Source organism: Intrasporangium calvum, from assembly GCF_028446585.1.
GTDB lineage: Bacteria > Actinomycetota > Actinomycetes > Actinomycetales > Dermatophilaceae > Intrasporangium > Intrasporangium calvum_A.
In genome coordinates, this window is the sequence record NZ_JAPFQL010000035.1 from 1 (window position 1) to 20,791 (window position 20,791).

General features: G+C 71.1%; 18 protein-coding genes. 10 read left to right on the forward strand and 8 right to left on the reverse strand.

The features are described from left to right. Window positions 1-108: 108 nt before the first annotated feature. From OO014_RS09515 to OO014_RS09535, 5 genes are read right to left on the reverse strand one after another with little or no spacing between them, the layout of a single operon-like run. Complete coding sequence (locus tag OO014_RS09515; protein WP_272462069.1) at window positions 109-1,260, reverse strand: Mrp/NBP35 family ATP-binding protein; 1,152 nt, start codon at window positions 1,258-1,260, stop codon at window positions 109-111. Next, the gene (locus OO014_RS09520; RefSeq protein WP_272462070.1) at window positions 1,260-4,154 is read right to left on the reverse strand and encodes a molybdopterin-dependent oxidoreductase; all 2,895 of its coding nucleotides are present in this window, start codon (window positions 4,152-4,154) and stop codon (window positions 1,260-1,262) included. The genes OO014_RS09515 and OO014_RS09520 overlap by 1 nt, the downstream gene beginning before the upstream one ends. 39 nt (window positions 4,155-4,193) lie before the next feature. Then, window positions 4,194-5,720: a 4Fe-4S dicluster domain-containing protein gene (locus OO014_RS09525; RefSeq protein ID WP_272462071.1), complete on the reverse strand. Its 1,527-nt coding sequence runs from the start codon at window positions 5,718-5,720 to the stop codon at window positions 4,194-4,196. Window positions 5,721-5,724: 4 nt separating this feature from the next. Beyond that, complete coding sequence (locus tag OO014_RS09530; RefSeq protein ID WP_272462072.1) at window positions 5,725-5,958, reverse strand: sulfurtransferase TusA family protein; 234 nt, start codon at window positions 5,956-5,958, stop codon at window positions 5,725-5,727. An 18-nt stretch (window positions 5,959-5,976) separates the two neighbouring features. Then, window positions 5,977-6,522: a DsrE/DsrF/DrsH-like family protein gene (locus tag OO014_RS09535; RefSeq protein ID WP_272462073.1), complete on the reverse strand. Its 546-nt coding sequence runs from the start codon at window positions 6,520-6,522 to the stop codon at window positions 5,977-5,979. 127 nt (window positions 6,523-6,649) lie between these two features. On the opposite strand from OO014_RS09535, the gene OO014_RS09540 reads away from it, so the two are divergent. The 6 genes from OO014_RS09540 (at window position 6,650) to OO014_RS09565 (ending at window position 13,962) form a co-directional block, all read left to right on the forward strand. Then, window positions 6,650-7,786 carry an MBL fold metallo-hydrolase gene (locus tag OO014_RS09540; protein ID WP_272462074.1) on the forward strand — a complete coding sequence of 379 codons (1,137 nt, stop codon included), beginning with the start codon at window positions 6,650-6,652 and terminating at the stop codon, window positions 7,784-7,786. Window positions 7,787-7,888: 102 nt separating this feature from the next. Next, window positions 7,889-8,224 (forward strand): ArsR/SmtB family transcription factor, encoded by a 336-nt coding sequence (locus tag OO014_RS09545; protein ID WP_272462075.1) that lies wholly within the window; start codon window positions 7,889-7,891, stop codon window positions 8,222-8,224. A gap of 28 nt (window positions 8,225-8,252) precedes the next feature. Beyond that, entirely contained in the window at window positions 8,253-9,230 is a 978-nt protein-coding gene (locus tag OO014_RS09550; RefSeq protein ID WP_272462076.1) for a nucleoside hydrolase, read from the forward strand. A 46-nt stretch (window positions 9,231-9,276) separates the two neighbouring features. Beyond that, window positions 9,277-9,972, forward strand: coding sequence for a TetR/AcrR family transcriptional regulator (locus OO014_RS09555; protein WP_272462077.1), 696 nt, complete (start codon window positions 9,277-9,279; stop codon window positions 9,970-9,972). Then, window positions 9,965-12,493: an MMPL family transporter gene (locus OO014_RS09560; RefSeq protein WP_272462078.1), complete on the forward strand. Its 2,529-nt coding sequence runs from the start codon at window positions 9,965-9,967 to the stop codon at window positions 12,491-12,493. Before OO014_RS09555 ends, OO014_RS09560 begins: the two co-directional genes overlap by 8 nt. A gap of 53 nt (window positions 12,494-12,546) precedes the next feature. Beyond that, window positions 12,547-13,962, forward strand: a complete 1,416-nt coding sequence (locus OO014_RS09565) for an amidase (protein WP_272462079.1) — start codon at window positions 12,547-12,549, stop codon at window positions 13,960-13,962. 101 nt (window positions 13,963-14,063) lie between these two features. Here OO014_RS09565 and OO014_RS09570 read toward each other — a convergent pair whose 3' ends face one another. Beyond that, on the reverse strand, window positions 14,064-14,822 hold the full coding sequence (locus tag OO014_RS09570; RefSeq protein WP_272462080.1) for an endonuclease/exonuclease/phosphatase family protein: 759 nt from the start codon (window positions 14,820-14,822) through the stop codon (window positions 14,064-14,066). A gap of 90 nt (window positions 14,823-14,912) precedes the next feature. On the opposite strand from OO014_RS09570, the gene OO014_RS09575 reads away from it, so the two are divergent. Then, a complete protein-coding gene (locus OO014_RS09575; protein ID WP_272462081.1) occupies window positions 14,913-15,527 on the forward strand; it encodes a nucleotidyltransferase family protein in 615 nt (204 codons plus the stop codon). 6 nt (window positions 15,528-15,533) lie between these two features. Here the strand turns inward: OO014_RS09575 and OO014_RS09580 are convergent, their stop codons facing one another. Then, on the reverse strand, window positions 15,534-16,952 hold the full coding sequence (locus OO014_RS09580; RefSeq protein WP_272462082.1) for a glycosyltransferase: 1,419 nt from the start codon (window positions 16,950-16,952) through the stop codon (window positions 15,534-15,536). Between the two features lie 78 nt (window positions 16,953-17,030). Beyond that, window positions 17,031-18,056 carry a P1 family peptidase gene (locus OO014_RS09585; RefSeq protein ID WP_272462083.1) on the reverse strand — a complete coding sequence of 342 codons (1,026 nt, stop codon included), beginning with the start codon at window positions 18,054-18,056 and terminating at the stop codon, window positions 17,031-17,033. 83 nt (window positions 18,057-18,139) lie between these two features. On the opposite strand from OO014_RS09585, the gene OO014_RS09590 reads away from it, so the two are divergent. From OO014_RS09590 to OO014_RS09600, 3 genes are read left to right on the forward strand one after another with little or no spacing between them, the layout of a single operon-like run. Continuing rightward, a complete protein-coding gene (locus OO014_RS09590) occupies window positions 18,140-18,928 on the forward strand; it encodes an alpha/beta fold hydrolase (protein ID WP_272462084.1) in 789 nt (262 codons plus the stop codon). A gap of 45 nt (window positions 18,929-18,973) precedes the next feature. Next, a complete protein-coding gene (locus tag OO014_RS09595; RefSeq protein ID WP_272462085.1) occupies window positions 18,974-20,110 on the forward strand; it encodes a sensor histidine kinase in 1,137 nt (378 codons plus the stop codon). Continuing rightward, the gene (locus tag OO014_RS09600; protein WP_272462086.1) at window positions 20,107-20,781 is read left to right on the forward strand and encodes a response regulator; all 675 of its coding nucleotides are present in this window, start codon (window positions 20,107-20,109) and stop codon (window positions 20,779-20,781) included. Before OO014_RS09595 ends, OO014_RS09600 begins: the two co-directional genes overlap by 4 nt. The last annotated feature ends 10 nt before the right edge of the window (window positions 20,782-20,791 follow it).

A 20,791-nucleotide genomic window follows, 5' to 3' on the forward strand; every position in this document is an offset into this window, starting at 1 on the left:
CAACGGCGCACGGGCCAAGGGGAGCCAGCCCAGCGGCATACGGCCCTGTGGAAGGCGGGGCCACTCGAGTGGTCCGGCCCCTGTGGAAGGCGGGGCCACTCGAGGGGGTCAGATCACGGAGAGCGGCAGCTTCCTTCCGACGAGGCTGCGTCGGACCACGGGGAGCTCGGCGGCGATCCGCCGGAACTCCTGGGCCGAGTGCGAGTCGGGCGAGGAGACCATGGCCGGGACGCCGGAGTCACCGCCCTCACGCAGCTCGATGTCGAGCGGGACCTGGCCGAGCAGCGGGGCGTCGATCGCCTTCGACAGTCGCTCGCCGCCGCCGGAGCCGAACAGCTCGGTGCTCTCGTGGCAGGAGCCGCAGACGAGGGCCGACATGTTCTCGATGACCCCGGCGACCGGCATACGCAGGTTGCGGGCCATCCGGCCCACCCGCTCGGCCACGGTCTGCGCCGCGGGCTGCGGCGTCGTCACCGCGATGAGCGCGGCGTCCGGGACGAGCTCGAGGAGCGACATCGTGATGTCGCCGGTGCCCGGCGGCAGGTCGATGAGCAGGACGTCGAGCTCGCCCCAGTGGACGTCCGAGAGGAACTGCTCGAGCGCCTTGTGGAGCATCGGGCCGCGCCAGACGACCGGCTCCTCCTCGGTGACGAAGAAGCCGACCGACATCAGGGCCACCCCGTGCGCCTCGACCGGGAGCATGAGCCCCTTGATCGCGATCGGCGCGCGGCGCACCCCGAACAGGTGCGGGATCGAGTAGCCCCACACGTCGGCGTCGAGGATGCCGACCCGCTTGCCCTGCTGGGCGAGCGCGATGGCGAGGTTGGCCGTGACGGTCGACTTGCCGACGCCGCCCTTGCCGCTCGCGACCGCGTAGACCTTCGTCCTCGAGTCGGGACCGAACGCGTGGCCGTGGGTCGGCCTGTCGCCGCGGAGCCGGGCGGCGAGGTTCATTCGCTCGTGCTCGCTCATCGCGGCGAAGGTCACCTCGACGCGCTCGACGCCGGCCACCTGGCTCACCTCGGACGTGATGTCCGAGCCGAGCCTGTCCTTGAGCGGACAGGCGGGGGTGGTCAGGCGGACGGTCACCTTGACGGTGCCGTTGCGCTCCACCTCGACGTCCCCGAGCATGCCGGCCTCGTCGAGGGACAGGTGCAGCTCGGGGTCCTCGACCCGGCCGAGGGCGCTGTGCACCTCGGCCAGGTCGACGCTGTCGATGCTGTCGTCCGTTGCCGGGCGCAGGCGGGACAGGAGGCTCATCAGGACCCGCTCTCGGTGCTCTCGGTGCTCTCGGTGCTCTCGGTGGCCGGTGTCGCGGCGAGCCGGTAGGCCGACCGCTTCGGCGTGACGTGGCGCATCATGAACTCGGGGCGGCGCTGTCCGTCGGGGCCCGGGCCGGGACGGGTCATCTCGAGCCACCGGTGGTAGACCTCACGCGACTTGTTGACGTCGACCTCGACGTCGCCGTACTGGTCGCCGGGGTGCGCCTTCTCGATCTTCACCTTCTGGTGCCAGCAGTGCATCCCCGAGACGGGGTCGGGCTGGACCGGGAAGGTGAGGTTCTGGTGGACCCCCGGGTCATCCCAGTAGATCCGCTCCGAGTCAGGATCCTCGCTCGTGAAGGGCTTGACGCCCTCGGTGTAGCGCAGCTTCCAGATGCCTGCGTCGGACCGGTCGAGCTTGACCTTGCCCATGACCCAGCGGCTGCCTGGGTGCCCGTCCTGCGTCCACCGACCCATGTGGTGCGACATGCCGACGACGCCGGGTCGGATCGCCTCGGTGGCCCAGACCCGGGCGACGAAATGGCCGATCTCGGTCGTGACCCGCACCAGGTCACCGGTGCGCACGTCGAGCGCCGCCGCGTCGGCCGTGTTGCACCAGAGCGGATGGGTGTTGGCGATCTCGTTGAGGAACTTGGCGTTGCCCGAGCGGGTGTGGATGAGCGTCGGCAACCGGAAGTTCGGCATGAGGACGAACTCGTCGTTGCCCCGGTCGATCCGGCGGGCCGAGACGTGGGACTCGATGTAGCCCGGGGTCGCCTGCTCCGGCCAGCCCCAGTCGGCCAGGGTCGTCGAGTAGAGCTCCAGCTTGCGCGACGGCGACAGCCAGCCGGCAGTGCGGGACCCGTCCTCGTGCTCGAGGCCGACGGCGCCCGCCTCCCCGACCAGCGGCGGAGCGGTGTCCAGGGTCACCGGCTTGCGCAGCACGCCCCGGGCGTCCGGGGCCGCGCCCGCGAGCTCGGCCTCGGTCAGGGGCCGCTCGTCGAGCCGGTAGACGTCCTTGGCGATCTCGAAGACGCCGTACGTGCGCATGTACTCGAGAGGGGTCAGCCCCTGCGCGGCGGCGGCCTCGGGCAGACCGGGGACGCTGTGCGCGAAGAGGATGTCGTAGTACTCGTCCTGCGTCATCTTCTCGCCCGGCCGCTCCTTCGACTCAAAGTAGCGGCGAATGCCCAGCGAGCCGTCCGGGTCGATCTGCCAGGACAGCTCGAACCAGAACTCGTTCTCCTCCCAGACCTCCCCCGGGTTGGTGTCGCGGGAGTCCTGGAAGGGAATCCCCCGCTTGGCCATGGCGACCCGGGTCACCGGCTGGCGGAAGGCGATCCACTTGGACGTGTGCGTCTCGAACGACATCGTGTCGTGCCGCTCGGAGGCATGGCCCATCGGGAGCACGTAGTCGGCGAAGGTCGCCGACTCGCTCCACGTCGGCGTCAGGGCGACGTGGAGGCCGATCCGCTTCTCGTCCTTGAGGACGTCGATCCAGGTGAAGCCGTCCGGGTTGACCCAGAGCGGGTTGTAGACCCGGCTGAAGTAGACGTCCAGCGTGCCCCGGCCGTCCTTGAGGAAGTGTGGCAGCAGGATCGACATCTCGTTGGTCGTGAGCGGGTACTCCGGTGGCCAGAGCTTCTCGCTCCACACATCGTTCGGCTCCGGCATCTCGGGGAAGTGCGGGATGAACTTGTCCCAGCCGTTCGGGTGCGTCCCGCCCACGGTGCCCACGCTGCCCGTCAGGACATTGAGGAAGAAGAGGCTGCGCGTGATCTGCCAGCCGCCGAGATTGCCGGCCGCGGCCGAGCGCCACGTGTGGGTCGCGAGACGGTTGCCCGCCTGGGCGACGATCCGGGCCAGGCGCTCGATCTGCTCGACCGGGACATGGGCCTCCTGCGCGGCGAACTCGAACGTGTAGCGCGCATAGTCCTCGGTCAGCTTGTCGAGGAAGACGTCGAAGTCCCTCGGCGCACCGGGGTGGAGCCGCTCAAGGTAGACGTCCCAGTTGACCCACCGCCGCATGAAGTCCGCGTCGATCGTGCGAGTGCGAAGCAGGTGCGACGCGACGGCGAGGAAGATCGCTGCCTCGCTGCCCGGCCACGGCGAGATCCACAGGTCCGCGTGCGACGCGGTGTTGGACAGGCGCAGGTCGAGGACGACGAGCTTGGCGCCGTTCTGCTTGGCCTCCATGATCCGCTGGGCGTGCGGGTTGAAGTAGTGGCCCGTCTCGAGGTGACTCGACAGGAGGAGCATCACGCGGGAGTTGGCGTAGTCCGGGGACGGCCGGTCATAGCCCATCCAGTGGGTGTAGCCCGAGCGGCCGCCCGAGGAGCAGACGTTGGTGTGCGAGTTGTGCCCGTCGATGCCCCACGCCTGCAAGACGCGCTCGGCGAAGCCGTCCTCGCCCGGCCGCCCCACGTGGTACATCACCTCGTCCCGGCGGTCCTCGACGATGGCCTTGCGGATCCGGCCGGCGATGTCCCGGACGGCCTCGTCCCACGACACCCGCTCGAACTGCCCGGACCCGCGCTCCCCGACCCGGCGCAGCGGGTAGAGGATCCGCTCGGGGTCGTGCACCTGGTTGATGGTCGCCGGCCCCTTGGCGCAGTTGCGACCACGCGAACCCGGGTGCGCGGGGTTGCCCTCGAACTTCCTGATCGACAGGTCCTCGTGGTCCACATAGGCGAGCAGGCCGCACGAGGACTCGCAGTTGAAGCAGATCGTCGGAATCAGCGAGTAGGTCCGCGGGACCTTCCGCGGGTGGGCCTTGGCGTCGTACTCCACGTGGGCGTCCCACTCCTCCGGGGGTGGGAAGTTGCGCAGCTTCTCGTGAGTGCGGGCCCCGGGGAGCGGGACCGAGGGACGCTGGACGGGCTCTGCAGTCATGGGACTTCCTTGGTCAGTGCCGGGGGCTCGGCGGGAAGGTCAGGAGAGGGGCAGGTCCTGCCCTGCGCGGACGAAGACGGTCTCGTAGGCGAGCAGGGCGGGTTGGACGACGAGGCCCGCGACCGCGGCGAGGAGAAGACCCGAGGCCGACCCAACGGCCCAGGCGATCGCGCCGAGCACGGCGGCCAGCCCCGTGGGCAGGACGCTGCCGAGCCAGAAGGTGCGTGCGTAGCGGCCGTGGGTGATGACGTGAGCCGCCGCGGCCGCCTGGCGGGAGACGTGCCTGCCGCCGTACTCGACGAGCAGGATGGCCAGGTGCGCGACCGTCGAGAGGACGAAGGCGCTGACGACATGGCGCTGGGCCCCGGGCGGAAGATCGACGACGAGCCCCGCCAGCAGCAGCGCCCCACTGCCGACCATGACCGCCTGGGCCTGCAGGTGCCAGAAGAGCACGGGCGACTGCCAGAGGTCGCGCCCCTCGGCCTGACCGAAGAGGAACGCGGTGTATCCGGCCATCAGGGCGGACGCCGGGATCGCCAGCCACGCGAGGACCGTCATGGCCCAGTCCACCTCGAGCAGTGCCGCGAGGAACCACAGGACCGAGCCGCCGGTGAAGATGGTCAGCACGTAGCCGCCGAGGACGAGCCAGGAACTGAAGTTCGACTTGAGGAAGAGATAGAGGAACCGCTCGGGCCGCTTCAGGTCCCAGACGAGCAGGGCGCCCGTCGTGGCCGCCCCGAAGATCCCCAACGCCGGGGCGACATAGTCCCCGAGGACGCCGAGGTCGACGCCCAGGAGGACGGCGAGCGCGGCGACGAGCAGGGCCCCCGCGCCGACTCCCTTGGTCCACAGATAGGTGACGACCTTCCACCCCCACGGCCGCGGGTGGGCCGTGTTGAGGGTCGTGCGGGCACCCGTGCGCGGGCTCCCGGGGACGTCGTGCTGCGTCAGCAGGCGCTGCGGGTCCGGCTTGGCCCAGATGTAGGTGTCGTCGACCGGAGCAGCGAGCGGGTCGAGGACCGCTTGGTCCGCACCGAGGTAGAAGACGTTCGGGCCGGTGTTCTGCTCGGGGGTGCGGACCGCCGTCTCCTCGGTGGCGACGAGCCGGGCGATGCCGCTCGTCGGGTCGTCGAGGTCGCCGACCCAGATCGAGTGGGTGGGGCAGACGACGACGCAGGCCGGCTCCATCCCGTTGTCGACCCGGTGGGCGCACAGGTTGCACTTGGCCGCGGTGTGGGTGTTGGCGTCGATGTAGATGGCGTCGTAGGGGCAGGCCTGCATGCAGCTCTTGCAGCCGATGCACCGGTCGCTGTCGAAGTCGACGATCCCGTCGTCGCGCTTGAAGAGCGCCTGCGTGGGGCAGATCTTGACGCACGGAGCGTCGGTGCAGTGGTTGCAGCGCATCACCCCGAACGACCTGGTCGTGTCCGGGAACGTGCCCGTGTCGACGTACTTCACCCAGGTTCGGAACTGGCCCAGCGGAACCTCGTGCTCGGTCTTGCAGGCGACCGTGCAGGCATGGCAGCCGATGCAGGTCCGCTGATCGATCGCGAATCCGTACTGCACCGGCTCACGACTTCCTGACGAGGTAGCGGTGCACCCCGTCGACGGTGGTGGCCTCGAGCAGCTCGTTGCCGGTGTCCCGCGCCCACGAGGGGATGTCGCTCTTCGACCCGCTGTCGGTCGCTTCGATGAGCATGACCTGACCGGGCTGGAGGGACTTCAGGCCGCGGGAGGCCATGAGCACGGGCATCGGGCACTTCTTGCCCTTGGCGTCGATGGTGGCGTCTACGGGGTGGTCCATGAGGGCTCCTTGGGCGGGTCAGATGAAGAGGTTGATCTGGGATCGGCTCATGGCCGAGAGCGCCGTGGCCGCGCCGACCGGCTCGCCCACTCCGTCGATGAGCTGGTCGGGGCGCAGCCCCAGCAGCTCCATCGTCATCTCGCAGGGCCACAGGTTGACGCCCAGCTCCACGCACATCTCGAGGAGCTCCTTGGGAGGCGAGACGTCCTGGTCCTTGGCCAGCTTGGCCATCATCCGAGGGCCCGCGCCGGCCATGTGCAGCTTCGAGAGCTTCATGTTGCTGATGCCCGGCCGGTTCATCCCGGCGAGCGCTTTCGTCATGGCGTTGGTTCCGGTGATCCGGACGTCGTCCCGCACGAGGGGGAACAGGCCCCAGAAGGTGAAGAAGATGGTCGTCTGCATCCCGTAGGCGGCCCCCGTGGATCCGAGGATAAGGGTGGGCCAGATCCGGTCGAGATCGCCGGACCAGGCGACGATGGTCATCGCTTCGGGGGCCGCCTCCTCCGGTGGAGGAGCGGGTTGCATCAGGGGGTGAGCAGGCGGATCTGCCACTGCCTCAGTCATGTTGGACCTCTTTCGCGCCGTTGCGAGAAGGTGTTGAGCCGTGTGACACTCGACACTACATTCGCGTATTCGCATATAACAAGACCCTGATCCGCTCAATCCCACAAATCATGGAAGGACCGCTTCAATGGCGAAGACGATCACTCCCGCCCAGCTCTTCTCCGAGATCGAGGCCGGCACCGTGCCCGAGATCCTCGATGTGCGCAACAAGGACGAGTTCGCGGCCAGCCAGGTCGAGGGCAACCGTCCGGTGCGCACCCGCAACGTGCCTGTCTACGAGGTGTTCGAGGACCTCGAGGAGCACTGTCGCCGCACGGCCCAAGGCGCCGTGGTCATCTGCGGCCAGGGCAACGGGTCCGAACTCGTCGCAGAGGAGTTCGAGTCGCTCGGGGTCGAGACGCGCTCGCTCGAGGGCGGCACCGAGGCCTGGGCTCGGTTGCTCGTCCCGAAGGAGATCCCGGGGCTGCCGGGCGAGGTACGCGCGTGGCAGTTCCAGCGCCCCGCCAAGGCGTGCCTCTCCTACGTCATCGGAGTGCCGGGCGGCCGCTGCATGATCGTCGACCCGACGCGTCACCCCCAGCCCTATCTCGACCTCGTCGCCGAGCACGCCATGACGGTGGCGCACATCGTCGACACCCATGTCCACGCCGACCACATCAGCGGGGGCCCAGCGCTCGCGGAGCAGCTCGGGGCCGAGTACCACCTTCCGCCCGAGGACACCGGCGGTGTCGTCCCCTTCCCCAACCGGCCGCTGCAGGACGGCGACGAGCTCGACCTTGGCTCGGCCGTGGTGCGCACCCTCACCATGCACCTGCCGGGACACACACCGGGAACGACCGCCTTCCTCGTCAGCGACCGGCTCCTCATCGTGGGCGACACCGTCTTCGTCCGGGGCCTCGGTCGGCCGGACCTGACCGGGCAGGCGGAGGAGCTGGCACGCGACCTGTTCCACAGCGTCCACGACCGACTGCGCCCGCTCGACCCGGCCACGATCATCGCCCCCGCCCACTGGTCGAGCAGCGAGGAGGTCAACTCGGACGGGCTCGTCGTCACGACGCTCGAGGACGTCTTCACGGCGACGCTGCTCAACGAGCGGGCCATCGAGCGCTTCGTCGAGGAGATCGTCGCGTCGCTGCCGAACGCTCCCGAGACCTACGACACGATCCGGCTCATCAACGCCGGGAAGGTCGCGCCGCCCGAGGACGAGATGGACCTGCTCGACGTCGGTCGCAACCAGTGCGTGGCCTCGACGACGCTGACCTGACGGGGCGCGCCTCTGGAGACGCCCACGCCGCCGCGGTCGAACGATCTAGACTGGCCCCACCACGTGGGGCGCGGGGACGGGTTCGGGCAAGGGAGGACGCACATGCAGCCTGAGGTCGCAGGTCAGCTGCAGGAACTGCATGCCCGGGTCTGCAAGGCGATCGCTGATCCCAAACGCCTGCTCATCATCAACGAGCTGCGCGATCGAGAGCTCAGCGTCGGCGACCTCAGCGAGGCCTTGCACCTCAGCCAGTCCAACACGAGCCAGCACCTGGCCGTCCTGCGCGAGCGTGGGATCGTCACCTCGCACCGAGTGGGCACCAACATCTACTACGCCCTGCGCAGCCAGAAGGTCATCCAGGCCGTCGACCTGCTGCGCGAGTTCCTCGCCGAGGACCTGGCCGAGCAGGGCCGCCTGAGCGGCGCGTTCTCCCACTGAGCCAGTCGCCCACCCCAGGAGCCCGCCCGTGACCGTCCCGTTCATCCTCGACACCGACACGGCCCAGGACGACTGCGTGGCCATCGTCGCGAGCCTCCTCGATCCGGAGGCCGACCTGCGTGCCATCACCATGGTGGCCGGCAACGTCGGTTTCGATCGGCAGGTCCGCAATGCCCAGATGACCCTGAGCGCGGCCGGGCGCCTGGGCACCGTGCCGATCCACCTCGGCTGCCGACGGCCGCTCGTGCTGCCGTGGGTCTCCGCGGAGAACGTCCACGGCGACGGCTCCGGCGGGCTCGACATGGACTTCGCGGAGACCGTCACGGAGGACGAGCACGGCGTCGACGCGCTGATCCGGCTCACCGCCGAGTCTCCCGGCGAGATCTCCATCGTCGCGATCGGGCCGTTGACCAACATCGCGATGGCGGCCGTCAAGGACCCCGACTTCGTCGGCAACGTCAAGAGCCTCGTCATCATGGGCGGCTCCAACAACGGCCGCGGCAACATCACGGCGGCAGGCGAGTTCAACTTCTACGTCGACCCGCACGCCGCGCACGTGGTCTTCGAGGCCGGCTTCCGCGACATCACCGTCGTGCCCTGGGCGCCGCTGACGCTGAACGACGCCGTCTTCAGCCGCGAGCAGCTGGCCGGCATCGAGGCCATCGGCACGCCCCTCGCCCGGTTCTTCCTCACGGTGTGCGGTCCGACCCTCGAGTTCGACGAGAGCGTCGGCATCCCCGGGACGACCCACCCCGACTCGCTCTCGGTCGGCGTCCTGCTCCACCCCGAGCTGGTGACCGAAGCGCGCGGCTACCACGTCGCCGTCGAGACGGGCTCCGAGCTGACCCGAGGCTACTCGGCGATGTCGTGGGGCGTGCACGGGCTGGAGCCCAACGCGCGGGTGGTCGAGGGGGTCGACGCCGCCTCGTTCCACGCGTGGATCAGCGAGCTGCTCGCGACCGAGACCACTCCGAGCCGGGCCCTGCGCGGAGGCCACTTCGGCTGACCGGATGTTTTTGCACTCAGTGCATCCATGCACGTAGTGTAGGCAGGTGCCCTCGACCCCGCGCGCTCCCGACCGCCGTGCCCAGCTGCGTGAGCGGCACCACCGGGCCATCGTCGACGCGGCAGCTGCCCTGCTCGACGCCAAAGGGGCCGCGGGGTTCACCGTCGACGAGCTCGCGGCCCGGGCGGACGTCTCCCGGCGCACCGTCTTCAACCACTTCCCTTCTGTCGACGACATCGTGATCGCCGTCTGCAGCGAAGTGCTCGGCGACGTCGTGGCGAGCTTCGAGTCGCAGCCCACCACGCAGGTGGACCCCACTCCCCCAACCGTCTTCGACGAGGTGGCCGCAGTCCTGCGCGCGACCGACCTCGTCACGCCCATCGCCTACCTCACGCGTGTCCTCGGCGCGGCCGACGGCGAGCCGTCGCAGCGACAGGCCTTCGTGCTGCTGCGGGCCTTCACCGACGTGAGCGAACGGCTGTCCACCGAGCTGCTGCGGCGGCACCCCGACGCCGACGTGCTCACGACCCGGCTCCTGGTCAGCTCGCTCATCGGTGGACTCGTCGTCCTCCACACCCACTGGCTCGAGGCCACCGGGGCGACGGTCGACGACCGATCCCGCGCCGTCTGGGACGGACTCCTCGACCGACTCATCGACCGGACGCGCGAGGGCTATGGCTCCGCGACGTCAGATCCCCTGCCCGTTGGACCCGTCACCACCCGAAAGACTCATCATGGCTGAATTCCTCTTCCGACTGGGCCAGTCGGCGGCGCGCCGGGCCCGGTTCGTCGTCGCCACGTGGTTCGTCGTGCTCGCCGCCGCCGGGGCAGCCTTCGCGCTCGGCGCCGGCACCCTGACCAGCACGGTCTCCATCCCGGGGACCCGCACCGCCCAGGTGACCGAGCGACTCCAGGCCGTCATGCCGAAGGCTGCGGGCGGCCACGGGTCCGTCGTCTTCGACACCAGCGACGGTTCGCCACTGACCGAGGCCCAACGAGCCACGATCAGCGAGCAGGCTGACGCGGCCCGCACGCTGCCCGGGGTCGCGACCGTGGTCGACCCCTTCGAAGCCGAGGCAGACCGCTCTGAGCAGGTCGACGCCATCGCCGACGGCCGCGCCCAGATCGAGGACGGGAGGCGACAGCTGGCGGACGGTGCCGCCCGGCTGGAGGACGGCCAGGCCCAGCTCGACGCCGCACGCCAGCAGGCCGCCGATGCAGGCGCCCTCGACCAGGTCGAGGAGCTCCTCGACTCGCAGCAGGCGAACATCGACGCGGCTCGCAAGGGGCTCGAGTCGCAGACCGAGCAGCTCGAGGGCGGTGCGCGGCAGATCGACGAAGGCGCCCGGCTGCTTGAGCTGTCGTCCGGACTGGGCATGGTCTCCGAGGACCGGAGCACCGCCATCGTCACCGTCCTGTTCGACCAGCCCCAGCTCGATGTGACCCAGGAGCAGAAGGATGCAGTCCTGGCCGCCTTCGCCGACCCGGCCGACGGGCTCGACGTCTCGTTCTCCGCTGAGCTCGCGAGCGGCATCCCCGGCATCCTCGGAGTCGGCGAGGTCATCGGCCTCGTCGTGGCCGGCATCGTGCTCATCATCATGCTCGGGACGCTCGTCGGCGCCGGCCTCCCGATCGTCACCGCCCTCGTCGGCGTGGCCATCGGTGCCCTCTTCACCATGTCCCTCTCGAGCCTGATCGAGATGACGTCCGTCACCCCCGTGCTCGGGCTGATGCTCGGCCTCGCCGTTGGCATCGACTACTCGCTCTTCATCATCAACCGGCACCGCCGGCAGCTGAAGCAGGGCTATGACGTCGACGAGTCGATCGGCCTGGCCAACGGGACCTCGGGCAACGCGGTCGTCTTCGCCGGTGCCACGGTGCTCATCGCCCTGCTTGCCCTCAACGTCACCGGGATCCCGTTCCTCGGGCTCATGGGCACGGTGGGCGCCCTCTCCATCGCCATCGCCGTCCTCATCGCCGTCACCCTGACCCCGGCCCTGCTCGGCAGCCTCGGCGAACGCATCCTGAGCAGGCGCGAGCGCGCCCGCCTCACCGGGACGACCCCGGCTGTCGCCGAGGCCGCTGCGGTCAAGCGACGTCAGGGCCGGCGGCTGCGCCCGATGTCCACCTTCCGAGCCATCGGGAGCATCCTGCTCGGCATCAGCGCGTTGCTGGCGATCGCGGTGCCCTCGCTCGACCTGCGGCTCGGCCTGCCGGACGGGTCCTCCGAGGACCTCTCCTCGACGCAGTACCAAGCCTTCTCCACCATCTCGCAGGAGTTCGGACCGGGCCGCAACGCACCCCTGCTCGTGGTGGCCGACATCGTGGCGGTCCCCGGCGACACGGCCGACGTCAGCGTCCAGGCCGCCGTCGCGCAGGAGATCGCCGCCCAGGACGACGTCGTCGCCGTCGCGCCGATCGGGCTGTCCGAGGGGCGCACCGTGGCCTCCTTCCAGGTGGTCCCGTCCGGCGGTCCCAACGACCCCTCCACGGAGCAGCTCGTCAACACCCTCCGGGCCCTCGAGCCGATGGACGGCACCGTGACTCTCGACGTCGCCGGCATGGCCAGCGGCAACATCGACATCTCCGGCAAGCTCTCGGACGCCCTGCCCGCCTACCTGGCGCTGGTTGTCGGCCTGTCGCTCGTCATCCTCGTCCTCGTCTTCCGCTCGATCTTCGTGCCGGTCATCGCCACCCTCGGCTTCGTGCTCTCCTACTTCGCCGCGATCGGCGGGGTCGTGGCCATCTACCAGTGGGGGTGGCTCTCCGACGTGTTCGGCGTCGACAACCCGAGCCCGATCCTCAGCTTCCTGCCCACGATGCTGGCCGGCATCCTCTTCGGGCTGGCGATGGACTACATGCTCTTCCTCGGCTCAGGCATGCGAGAGGCCTACGTCCACGGAGCCCCGGCGCGGCTGGCCGTCGTCCAGGGGCTGCACGCCGGCCGGAGCGTCGTCACGGCAGCGGCGATCATCATGATCGCGGTCTTCGGCGGGTTCATCTTCTCCCACAGCGCGATGATCCGGCCGATCGGCTTCGGCCTCGCCTTCGGCGTCCTCGTCGACGCGTTCGTCGTCCGCATGCTCATCGTGCCCTCCCTCATGCACCTCGCCGGCGATGCCGCCTGGTGGCTGCCGAAGTGGCTCGACCGTCGCCTGCCCAACCTCGACGTCGAGGGCGCCGCCCTCGAGCGCCGCCACCCCCACGTCGAGCACCACGACGAGCACCACGTCGAGGAGGATGCGGCAGCCCGGCGCCCCTGAAAGGGCACTCGTCCCGGGGAGCGAGCCCAGCGGCATACGGCATGCTCGGGGGTATGCCGGACCTGATCCGCTCCACCGCCACCGAGGTCGTCGCGCTGCTGCGCTCCGGGGACATCTCCCCCACCGAGGTGCTCGACGCGCTGGAGGAGCACGTCACGGCGACGGACGACGCCGTCAACGCGCTGCCGATCCGCTTCTTCGACGCCGCCCGCGCCGCGGCGCGGCGGCTCGAGCGCGAGCGCCCCACCCCCACAGATCGCGGCTGGCTCGCCGGCCTGCCGGTGGCGATCAAGGACTACAACGACGTCGCCGGTCAGCTCACGACGAGCGGCTCGCCCATCCTGCGCCACGCCGTCGCGCCCGAGTCCGACGCGATGGTGCGGCGCGTGGAGAGCCACGGCGGCGTCCCCTACGCCAAGACGAACGTCCCTGAGTTCGCCGGGGGCCACACCTACAACACGGTCTGGGGCGCGACCCGAAACCCCTGGCACACCGGGCGCACCGCCGGCGGATCCTCCGGGGGGTCGGCGGCGGCGCTCGCCTCCGGCAGCGCCTGGCTCGCCACCGGCAACGACCTCGGCGGCAGCCTGCGGACCCCTGCCGGCTACAACGGCGTCGTCGGGGTGCGGCCCACGCCGGGCCTCGTGCCCCGCAAACGGCCACCCGTGCCGTGGGACGCGCTGTGGGTCGAGGGGCCGATGGCCCGCAACGTCGCCGATGTGGCGCTGCTGCTCGACGCCCTCGCGGGGCCGGATCGTCACGACCCGCTGACCCACGAGTCCCCCGCCCGGCCGTTCGTCGACCGGCTCGGCGAGCTGCCGCCGCGGCTGCGCGTCGCCTACTCCCCCGACCTGGGGCTGCTGCCCGTGGAGCGCGACGTGCGTGAGGTGACCGCGGGCGCGCTGCGGCACTTCAGCGACCTCGGGGCGGAGGTCACCGAGGCCTGCCCCGACCTCACCGGCGCCCTCGACGCGTTCCAGGCCCTGCGAGCCCAGCTCCTGGCGACGATCAACGGTCACCTGCTCGACACCGACCGGGACCGCATCAAGGACGACATCGTCCGCAACATCGAGCTGGGCCGCGACCAGCCTGTCGCCGCCGTCCAGGCCGCCGAACGCACTCGCGGCGAGCTGATCCATCGGACGATCGACTTCTTCGGCGAGCACGACATCCTCGTCGTGCCGTCGGCGCCGCTCAACCCCTTCCCGGTGGACTGGACGTGGCCCCGCGAGGTCGATGGCGTGGAACAACGCACCTACGTCGACTGGATCGCGATCACGTTCGTCCTCACCCTGACCGCCTGCCCCGTCGTCGCCCTGCCGTGCGGCCTGTCCGACGAGGGTCTGCCCGTCGGGGTGCAGCTCGTCGGCCGACCGGGCTCGGAGGGGGACCTGCTCGCGGTCGCCGGCGCCTTCGAGCGCTCCGTCGGCCTCGCTGGGCAGCTGCCGATCACTCCGCGGCAGGGCTGAGGACGACCGCGGAGAACCGCAGCAGGCGCGACTCCGGACCGAGCCCCCGGTAGAGCGCACGACGCCGGCGGCGGCAGCGGGCCCGGCCACGCGCAGCGTCGTCAGCGCACGTCGGCCCACAGGGCCCGGTGGTCGGAGATCGGCAGCGCCGGCGCCCCGCTGTCGGTCGTCGTGAGCGGGCCGCGGACGAGGATGTGGTCGATCTGCTCGCGCGGGCCCTCCACCGGATAGGTCGGGTGGCTGGCCGCCGAGCGCATCCCGGTGGCGCGGGCCGCCCGGTCCGGGCCCATGTTGAGGTCCCCCATCAGGATGACGGGCTCGTGGGAGTCGACCGTGCCCCGCACGACCTGATGGAGCTGGCGACCGTTCCACCACGAGATGAAGGACAGGTGCGTGGCCACGACGGTGCACTCGCCCAGCGGCGAGTCGATGGTGGCGACGACAGCGACTCTCGGCTCGTCGGTGACCAGGTAGGGGCGCCTGCGCCCCTTGAACCGCATGGGCACGCGGAACGGCACCGGTTCGAGTCGGATCACCTGCCAGCCCTTCACCGGGTAGCGCGAGAGGAGCGCCACACCGTAGGCTGCGGAGTCCGGTTGCTCGTCACCCGTGGACGCCACCCAGGTGGCCCCGGGACTCCCGTGGATCGCGGCGACGAACCGGTGGTGCGGGGCGTCCATCGCCTCCGCGGCGACTGAGGTCAGGTCGGAGAAACCCGAGCGATGCTGGTTCTGGTCCACCTCCTGCATGGCCAGGATGTCGGCGTCCAGGCTCTTCACCGCGTCAGCCAGGCCCATGGGGTCGACATGCTGGTCGGCGGGTACGCGTCCGTTGAGGATGTTGAACGTGGCGACTCGCATGTAGGTGCAGTTACCCGACGGGGCGGGCGTTCCCCACTTGATCGGCGGATGCACGGCGACGGACCCGGCCGAACGGGGTAGAGGCGGTGCATGGGTGAACCTGACCAGCACGACCTGCGCGAGGCGCTCAAGACCGTCGCCGTGGCCTTGAAGCACACCGGCCGCCCCTTCGCGCTCATCGGCGGCTACGGGGTGTGGGCGCGCGGTGGGCCCGAACCGAACCATGACGCCGACTTCCTCATCGCCAAGGAGGACGCCGCAGCGGTGGCCCAGTCGCTGGCCGACCAGGGGCTGCAGGTCGTCCAACCGCCCGAGGACTGGCTGTTCAAGGTCTTCGTCGACGACGCGCTGGTGGACATCATCTTCCGGCCGGCTGGTTCGTTCGCCGATCACAGCGTCGTCGAGAGGGCCACTCCGCTGCGGGTGCTCTCCATCGAGATGCCGGTGATGCCCGCCACCGACCTCCTCGTGCACCGCCTCAACGCCCTGACGGAGCACTACTGCGACTTCGCCGTGCACATCCCGGTGGCGCGCGCCCTGCGTGAGCAGGTGGACTGGGACGTCGTCCGGCGGGACACGGCGAGCAACGACTTCGCCACGGCCCTGCTCTTCCTCCTGGAACGGCTCGACATCGTCGAGCCGTCGGCGGGCTCCGGCGTGGTCGGCAGGGTCACCCGGCTCGGGCCGTCACCGGCGAGCGCCTGAACCGCCTCAGGCGTCGAGGCTGCGGAGCAGCCGGACCCACTGCACGAGGTGCCGGTCGCCGAGGAAGTCCCGGCGCACGCGTACCTGTCCGCGTCGACCCATGGTGTCGCCCAGCTCCGGCTCGTCGAGCAGCCGCCGCACCAGCTTTCCGAAGGTCACGATGTCCCGGGCATCGGCCAGCAGGAAGCCCTCGTCACCGTCGGTCAGCTGGTCCTGCAGACCGCCGACCGCGCTGGCGACGACCGGGCGTGCCTTCCACATCGCCTCGGTCAGGGTCAGCCCGAAGCCCTCGACGAGGCTCTTCTGGACGACGACGGCAGCGTGGCGCTGGAGGGCGTTGACGATGAGGGCGTTCTCGTCCACGTCGTCCATGGGGAGCGAGGCGAGGTGACACCGGTCGCGCACGTCGTCGGGCAGCGCCCGCCAGAGTTGCCGGCACTCGGCGTAGACCTCGGCCCCCTCCGGATCGTCGGTGACGCCGGAGACGTCGGGGCCGGCGAGGACGAGGTGCGCATCCGGCACGGACGGGGCGACGTGCTCGGCGAAGCCGGCCAGCACTCCTGGCATGTCCTTGAGGCGATCCCACCGGCTCACCTGGACGACGAGTGGGGCGGAGATCGGCGGTGGACCGTTGGAGACCAGGTCGGCGTGGCGGCGCAGGACGCCGCGGCTGCCCGCGCGACGGTCGAACTCCACGGCCTCGTGCGGGTCGCCGTTGTGGACGAGGCCGACCTCGAGGAGGATCCGGCTGACCTCGGCGGCTGCGATGGCGGCGTTCTTCGTCGAGAAGGGGTCGATCGAGGGCTGGATCACCACGGCGCGGTCGGCGGGCACCCAGTCAGGGATGTAGCTGGCCCGGGAGAACACGAAGGCGTCGGCCGCGAGGATGTGCTCGCGCAGGAAGGCCCAGGCCAGGTCGGTGACGTCGTTGCCCTCGTCGCGGCCGATGTGGCAGCGCCAGACGACGCGGGCGCCGAGCTCTGTGAGGCCGGCGGCCAGGCCCGCCGTCTGCGGGTCGTGGAGGAGCACGACATCGCCCGCCCGGATCGTCCCCTGGAGCTGCGCGAGGTTGGCCTGCATGATGCGCTCGTAGTGTGCCCGGTCGGTCCCATCGAACCCGGTGCGTCCGACGAGCGATCCGTGGAGCGCGTTGTGCAGCGCCTTGGTGATCTCGAAGAACTGCGCGTCCCCCTCGAGGACGAGCCAGCGGGTGTCCACCTCGGCGCCCCGGGCGTAGGCGAGCAGCGTCTGGAGCATCTCGGCCACCCCGCCACCGGAGGCGGTCGAGTTGATGTTCCACACGACTCGTCCCGCGAGGGCCTCGCGCGCCTGCGCGGCGGCGCTCAGGAACGTCGCGGCACGATCGGGCTCCAGCAGTTCCGCGAGCGCCTCGAGCGGTTCGGCCCGGATCTCGACGGTCTCCACGTCTCCATGGTCACACCGGGGGGCCGGGAACGTGGGCCGATCGGGACCGTCGGCGCGTCCTCGAGTCAGCGCACCGCGTCAAGGACGGACGGCGTCAGCCGGCAGCGCGTGCGCCACCCGGCCGGCTGGGGTCCGGACCGTGTCGGCGGCGAGGAGGGCGTCGACGACGGCCTCTTCCACGCAGTCCATGGCCGCCTCGAAGAGGTGGCTGAGGGCGTCCGGCCGGAGCGGCTCCCGGGGCAGTCCGGGGACGACGGAGAAGGCCAGGCCGTAGTCCCCGCTCCCGTGGCTGAAGCGGGCCCCGACCCGGCCGAGCGCGTAGACGAGGCGTCGCGCCAGGCGCGTGAGGTCGGCGGCAGCACAGGCCACGTCGACTGCGGCCACGATGACGCAGGACCCGGCCTCGACGGTCCCGGGGCCAGCCGGATCCAGGCCGAGCTCGGTCGGCCGCACGAGCCGGCCGCCGACCCGGAGCGTCCCGCCCATGTTGGCCTGGACGAGGACGCCGACGGTTCCTTCGACGGGGCCCCGGAGCACCCGCGAGGCGCTCCCGATGCCGCCCTTGAAGCCCAGGGCGCAGGCTCCTGCTCCCCCACCGACGTTGCCCATGGCGACGGGCCCTCCGCTGGCATCGCGGAGCGCGGCGTCGACGTGCTCGGCGGTGACGGCGCGCGGCACGGTCGAGGACAGCCACGAGTCGTTGATCTCACCCACGACGGGGTTGATGCTCGTCGGCGGTCCCGGGTGGTGCTCCAGGACCCAGCTGACGAGGGCGTCGGCAGCTCGGAAGGTCGAGAGCGTCGACGTCAGCAGCACGGGGGTCTCGAGCACGCCGAGCTCCATGACCTGCGTGGCGCCGACGAGCTTGCCGTAGCCGTTGCCGACGAACAGCCCGGAGGGCAGCGCGGTGCCGGCGCCGAGGGACGGGTGGCTGATCGCCGTGACTCCGGAGTGGACTCCCGCGGCGTCGTCCCTGACCGTGTGGTGCCCGACGGTGACGGCGGAGACGTCGGTGATCGCGTTGCGCCGTCCGGTCTCGTCCGCGCCGAAGGTCAGTCCGAGGTCTCGCGCCCGGGGCCGTGCGCCCCCATCGCCACCCTTCACCCGCCCAGCATGCCGTATGCCGCTGAGCTGGCTCCGCGCGGGCGCGTGCCGTGGGCCGTCGGCGGGGTTAGGCTCGCCGCACCATGACGAGGACAGCCGGCGGCGACGAGCGACGAACTCGGGTCGGGTCGGTGGTCGTCCGCTCGCTGCATCACCTCCCACGTGGCTCCCGTGGGGTCGCTGACGGGCTCGTGGTGGTGCTTCCGGGCCTCGGGCTGGTCGGCTACACCCTTCCGACGGCCGCCGACGTCGCGGCCGAGGGTGTCGAGTGCGCGGTGCTCGACGTGCCGGGTTTCGGGTCAGCCCAGCCGCGGACTGCTGAGCCGGAGCTCTTCTCGATCGCCTCCGTCGCCGCGGAGTGGGTGCTGCGCACGGCCCCGGATCGGCCCGTCGTCGTCCTCGGCCACTCGACCGGTGCCCAGGCGGCGCTCTGGACGGCGCTCACCCTGCAGTCCCACCGTCGTGCACTCGCGCTCGTCATGGCGGGCCCGACGTTCTGTCCGGAGCACCGGCGCCTCCCCCGGCTGCTCGCGGCGACGCCCTTCGCCTACCGGAGTGACTCACCCGCGGAGATCGACCTCCGGGAGGTGGCCCGCGCTCGGCTCGACCTGGTGCGGCTGATCCGGAGCGGTCTGCGCGACACCCCCGAGCGCAACGTCAGGGAGCTGGCGGCCCCGCTCACGGTCGTCGCCGGGGTCCACGACGCCTACGCGCCGCGCGCGTGGCTGGCTCAGCTCGCCAAGGCCGCGGGCCGGTCGGCGCGGGTGCGCACCGCGGTTCTCGGGGGGTCGCACAACAACCTCTACACGCACCCGGCCGAGGTCGCCGGCACGACGTTGCTCGCTCTCGACGATGCTCGGGACTGGGCCTGAGCGCTTCTGCGCGGGACGGGCGACCCGGTGTGGCAGCCTGAACGCGTGGAGCGGTGGGCAGCTGCGGTGGACGTCCTGAGGCGCCGCGAGTCGGGGCCGGCCACCGCGCTGCCCCGACGGCGACAGCTCATGGGCCTGGGGCTCTGCGTCGTCGGCCTGCCGCTGCTCACCCTGGCGACCGTGGCCGCTGGCCTCCCGGGCCGAGGAGAGAGCATCCTGCTCGTCTATCTCCTCGCCGTGGTCATCATCGCCGTCGTCGGCGGTCTGCTGCCCGGAGTCCTGGCCGGCGTGGGCGGCTTCTTCGCCGCGAACTGGTTCCACACCCCGCCCTACGCCACGTTGACCGTCGAGCAACCGCAGGCCTTCGTCGACCTGGTCGTCTTCGTGCTGGTCGCCGTGATCGTCAGCGTCGTCGTGGAGGCCGGGGCCCGTGACCGGGCGCGCGCCGAGCACGGTCGCCTCGCGACGGCCCGGGAGGCGGCCCGAGCCGAGCAGCTGGCCGAGACGGACCGGGTCCGGTCGGCCCTGCTCACCGCGGTCAGCCACGACCTGCGGACCCCGATCGCGGGGATCAAGGCGGCCGCCTCCGGCCTGCGGCAGGAGGACGTCGAGTGGCAGCCGGCCGAGGAGGCGGAGCTGCTGGCCGCCATCGAGGACGGAGCCGACCGGCTCGCACAGCTCGTCGACGACCTGCTCGCGATGAGCAGGATCCAAGTGGGAGCGCTGTCCGTGCACTCCCGGCCGGTGCCGGTCGACGAGGTCATCGACCGGGTGCTTGCCGGGTGGGTCGGGCCGTCGGTCACCGTGCGCGTGCCCGACCCGGTGCCGGAGGTCCTCGCCGACGGCCCCCTGCTCGAGCGTGCCCTGGCCAACCTGCTCGACAACGCCCGACGCTTCACCCCGGCCGACCACCACCCGGAGGTGCGGGTCACCCGCTCCGGGGCAGCGGACTCAGGGGTGATCTCCCTCAGCGTGGTCGACCACGGGCCGGGGGCGTCGCCGACCCGGTGGGAGCACATGTTCGCGCCGTTCCAACGGCTCGACGACACGACCCCGGGCGGCCTGGGCCTGGGTCTGGCCATCGCGCGGGGCCTGGTCGAGGCGATGGGCGGCACGATCACTCCCGAGGCCACGCCCGGGGGCGGCTTGACCATGCGCATCGAGCTGGCGGAGGCGCCGTGAACCGCGTGCTCATCGTCGAGGACGACGACCGTCTCCGCCGGACGCTCGCCATCAACCTGCAGGCCCGCAAGTACGAGGTGCACACCGCGGCCGACGGCGCCACGGCTCTCGAGGTCGCCGCCAGTGTCGATCCCGACCTCGTCGTCCTCGACCTCGGCCTGCCCGACATGGACGGAGTCGACGTCGTCTCGACGCTGCGTCGCCGGAGCAGCGTGCCGGTCATCATCCTGTCGGCACGCGACAGCGAGGCGACCAAGGTCGCCGCCCTCGACGCGGGCGCCGACGACTACGTGACGAAGCCGTTCGGCATCGAGGAGCTGCTCGCTCGGGTGCGCGCCGCGGTCCGCCGCGCAGCGCCGGCCGAGGACCTCGCCACGGTCGAGACCGCGACCCTGACCATCGACCTGCGGGCGAAGCGCGTGCTCCGGCACGGGGTCGAGGTCCGCCTGACGCCGACCGAGTGGCACGTCCTCGAGGCACTGGCCCGCTCCCCCGGGCGGCTGGTGCCCGGCCGTGAGCTGCTCCGCGAGGTGTGGGGCCCGTCCTACCGTGACGAGACGAACTACCTGCGCGTCTACATGGCGCAGCTGCGACGCAAGCTCGAGGAGCAGCCCGGCGCGCCCCGGCACCTCATCACGGAGCCGGGGCTCGGCTACCGCTTCGAGCCGTGAAGTGCGGCGT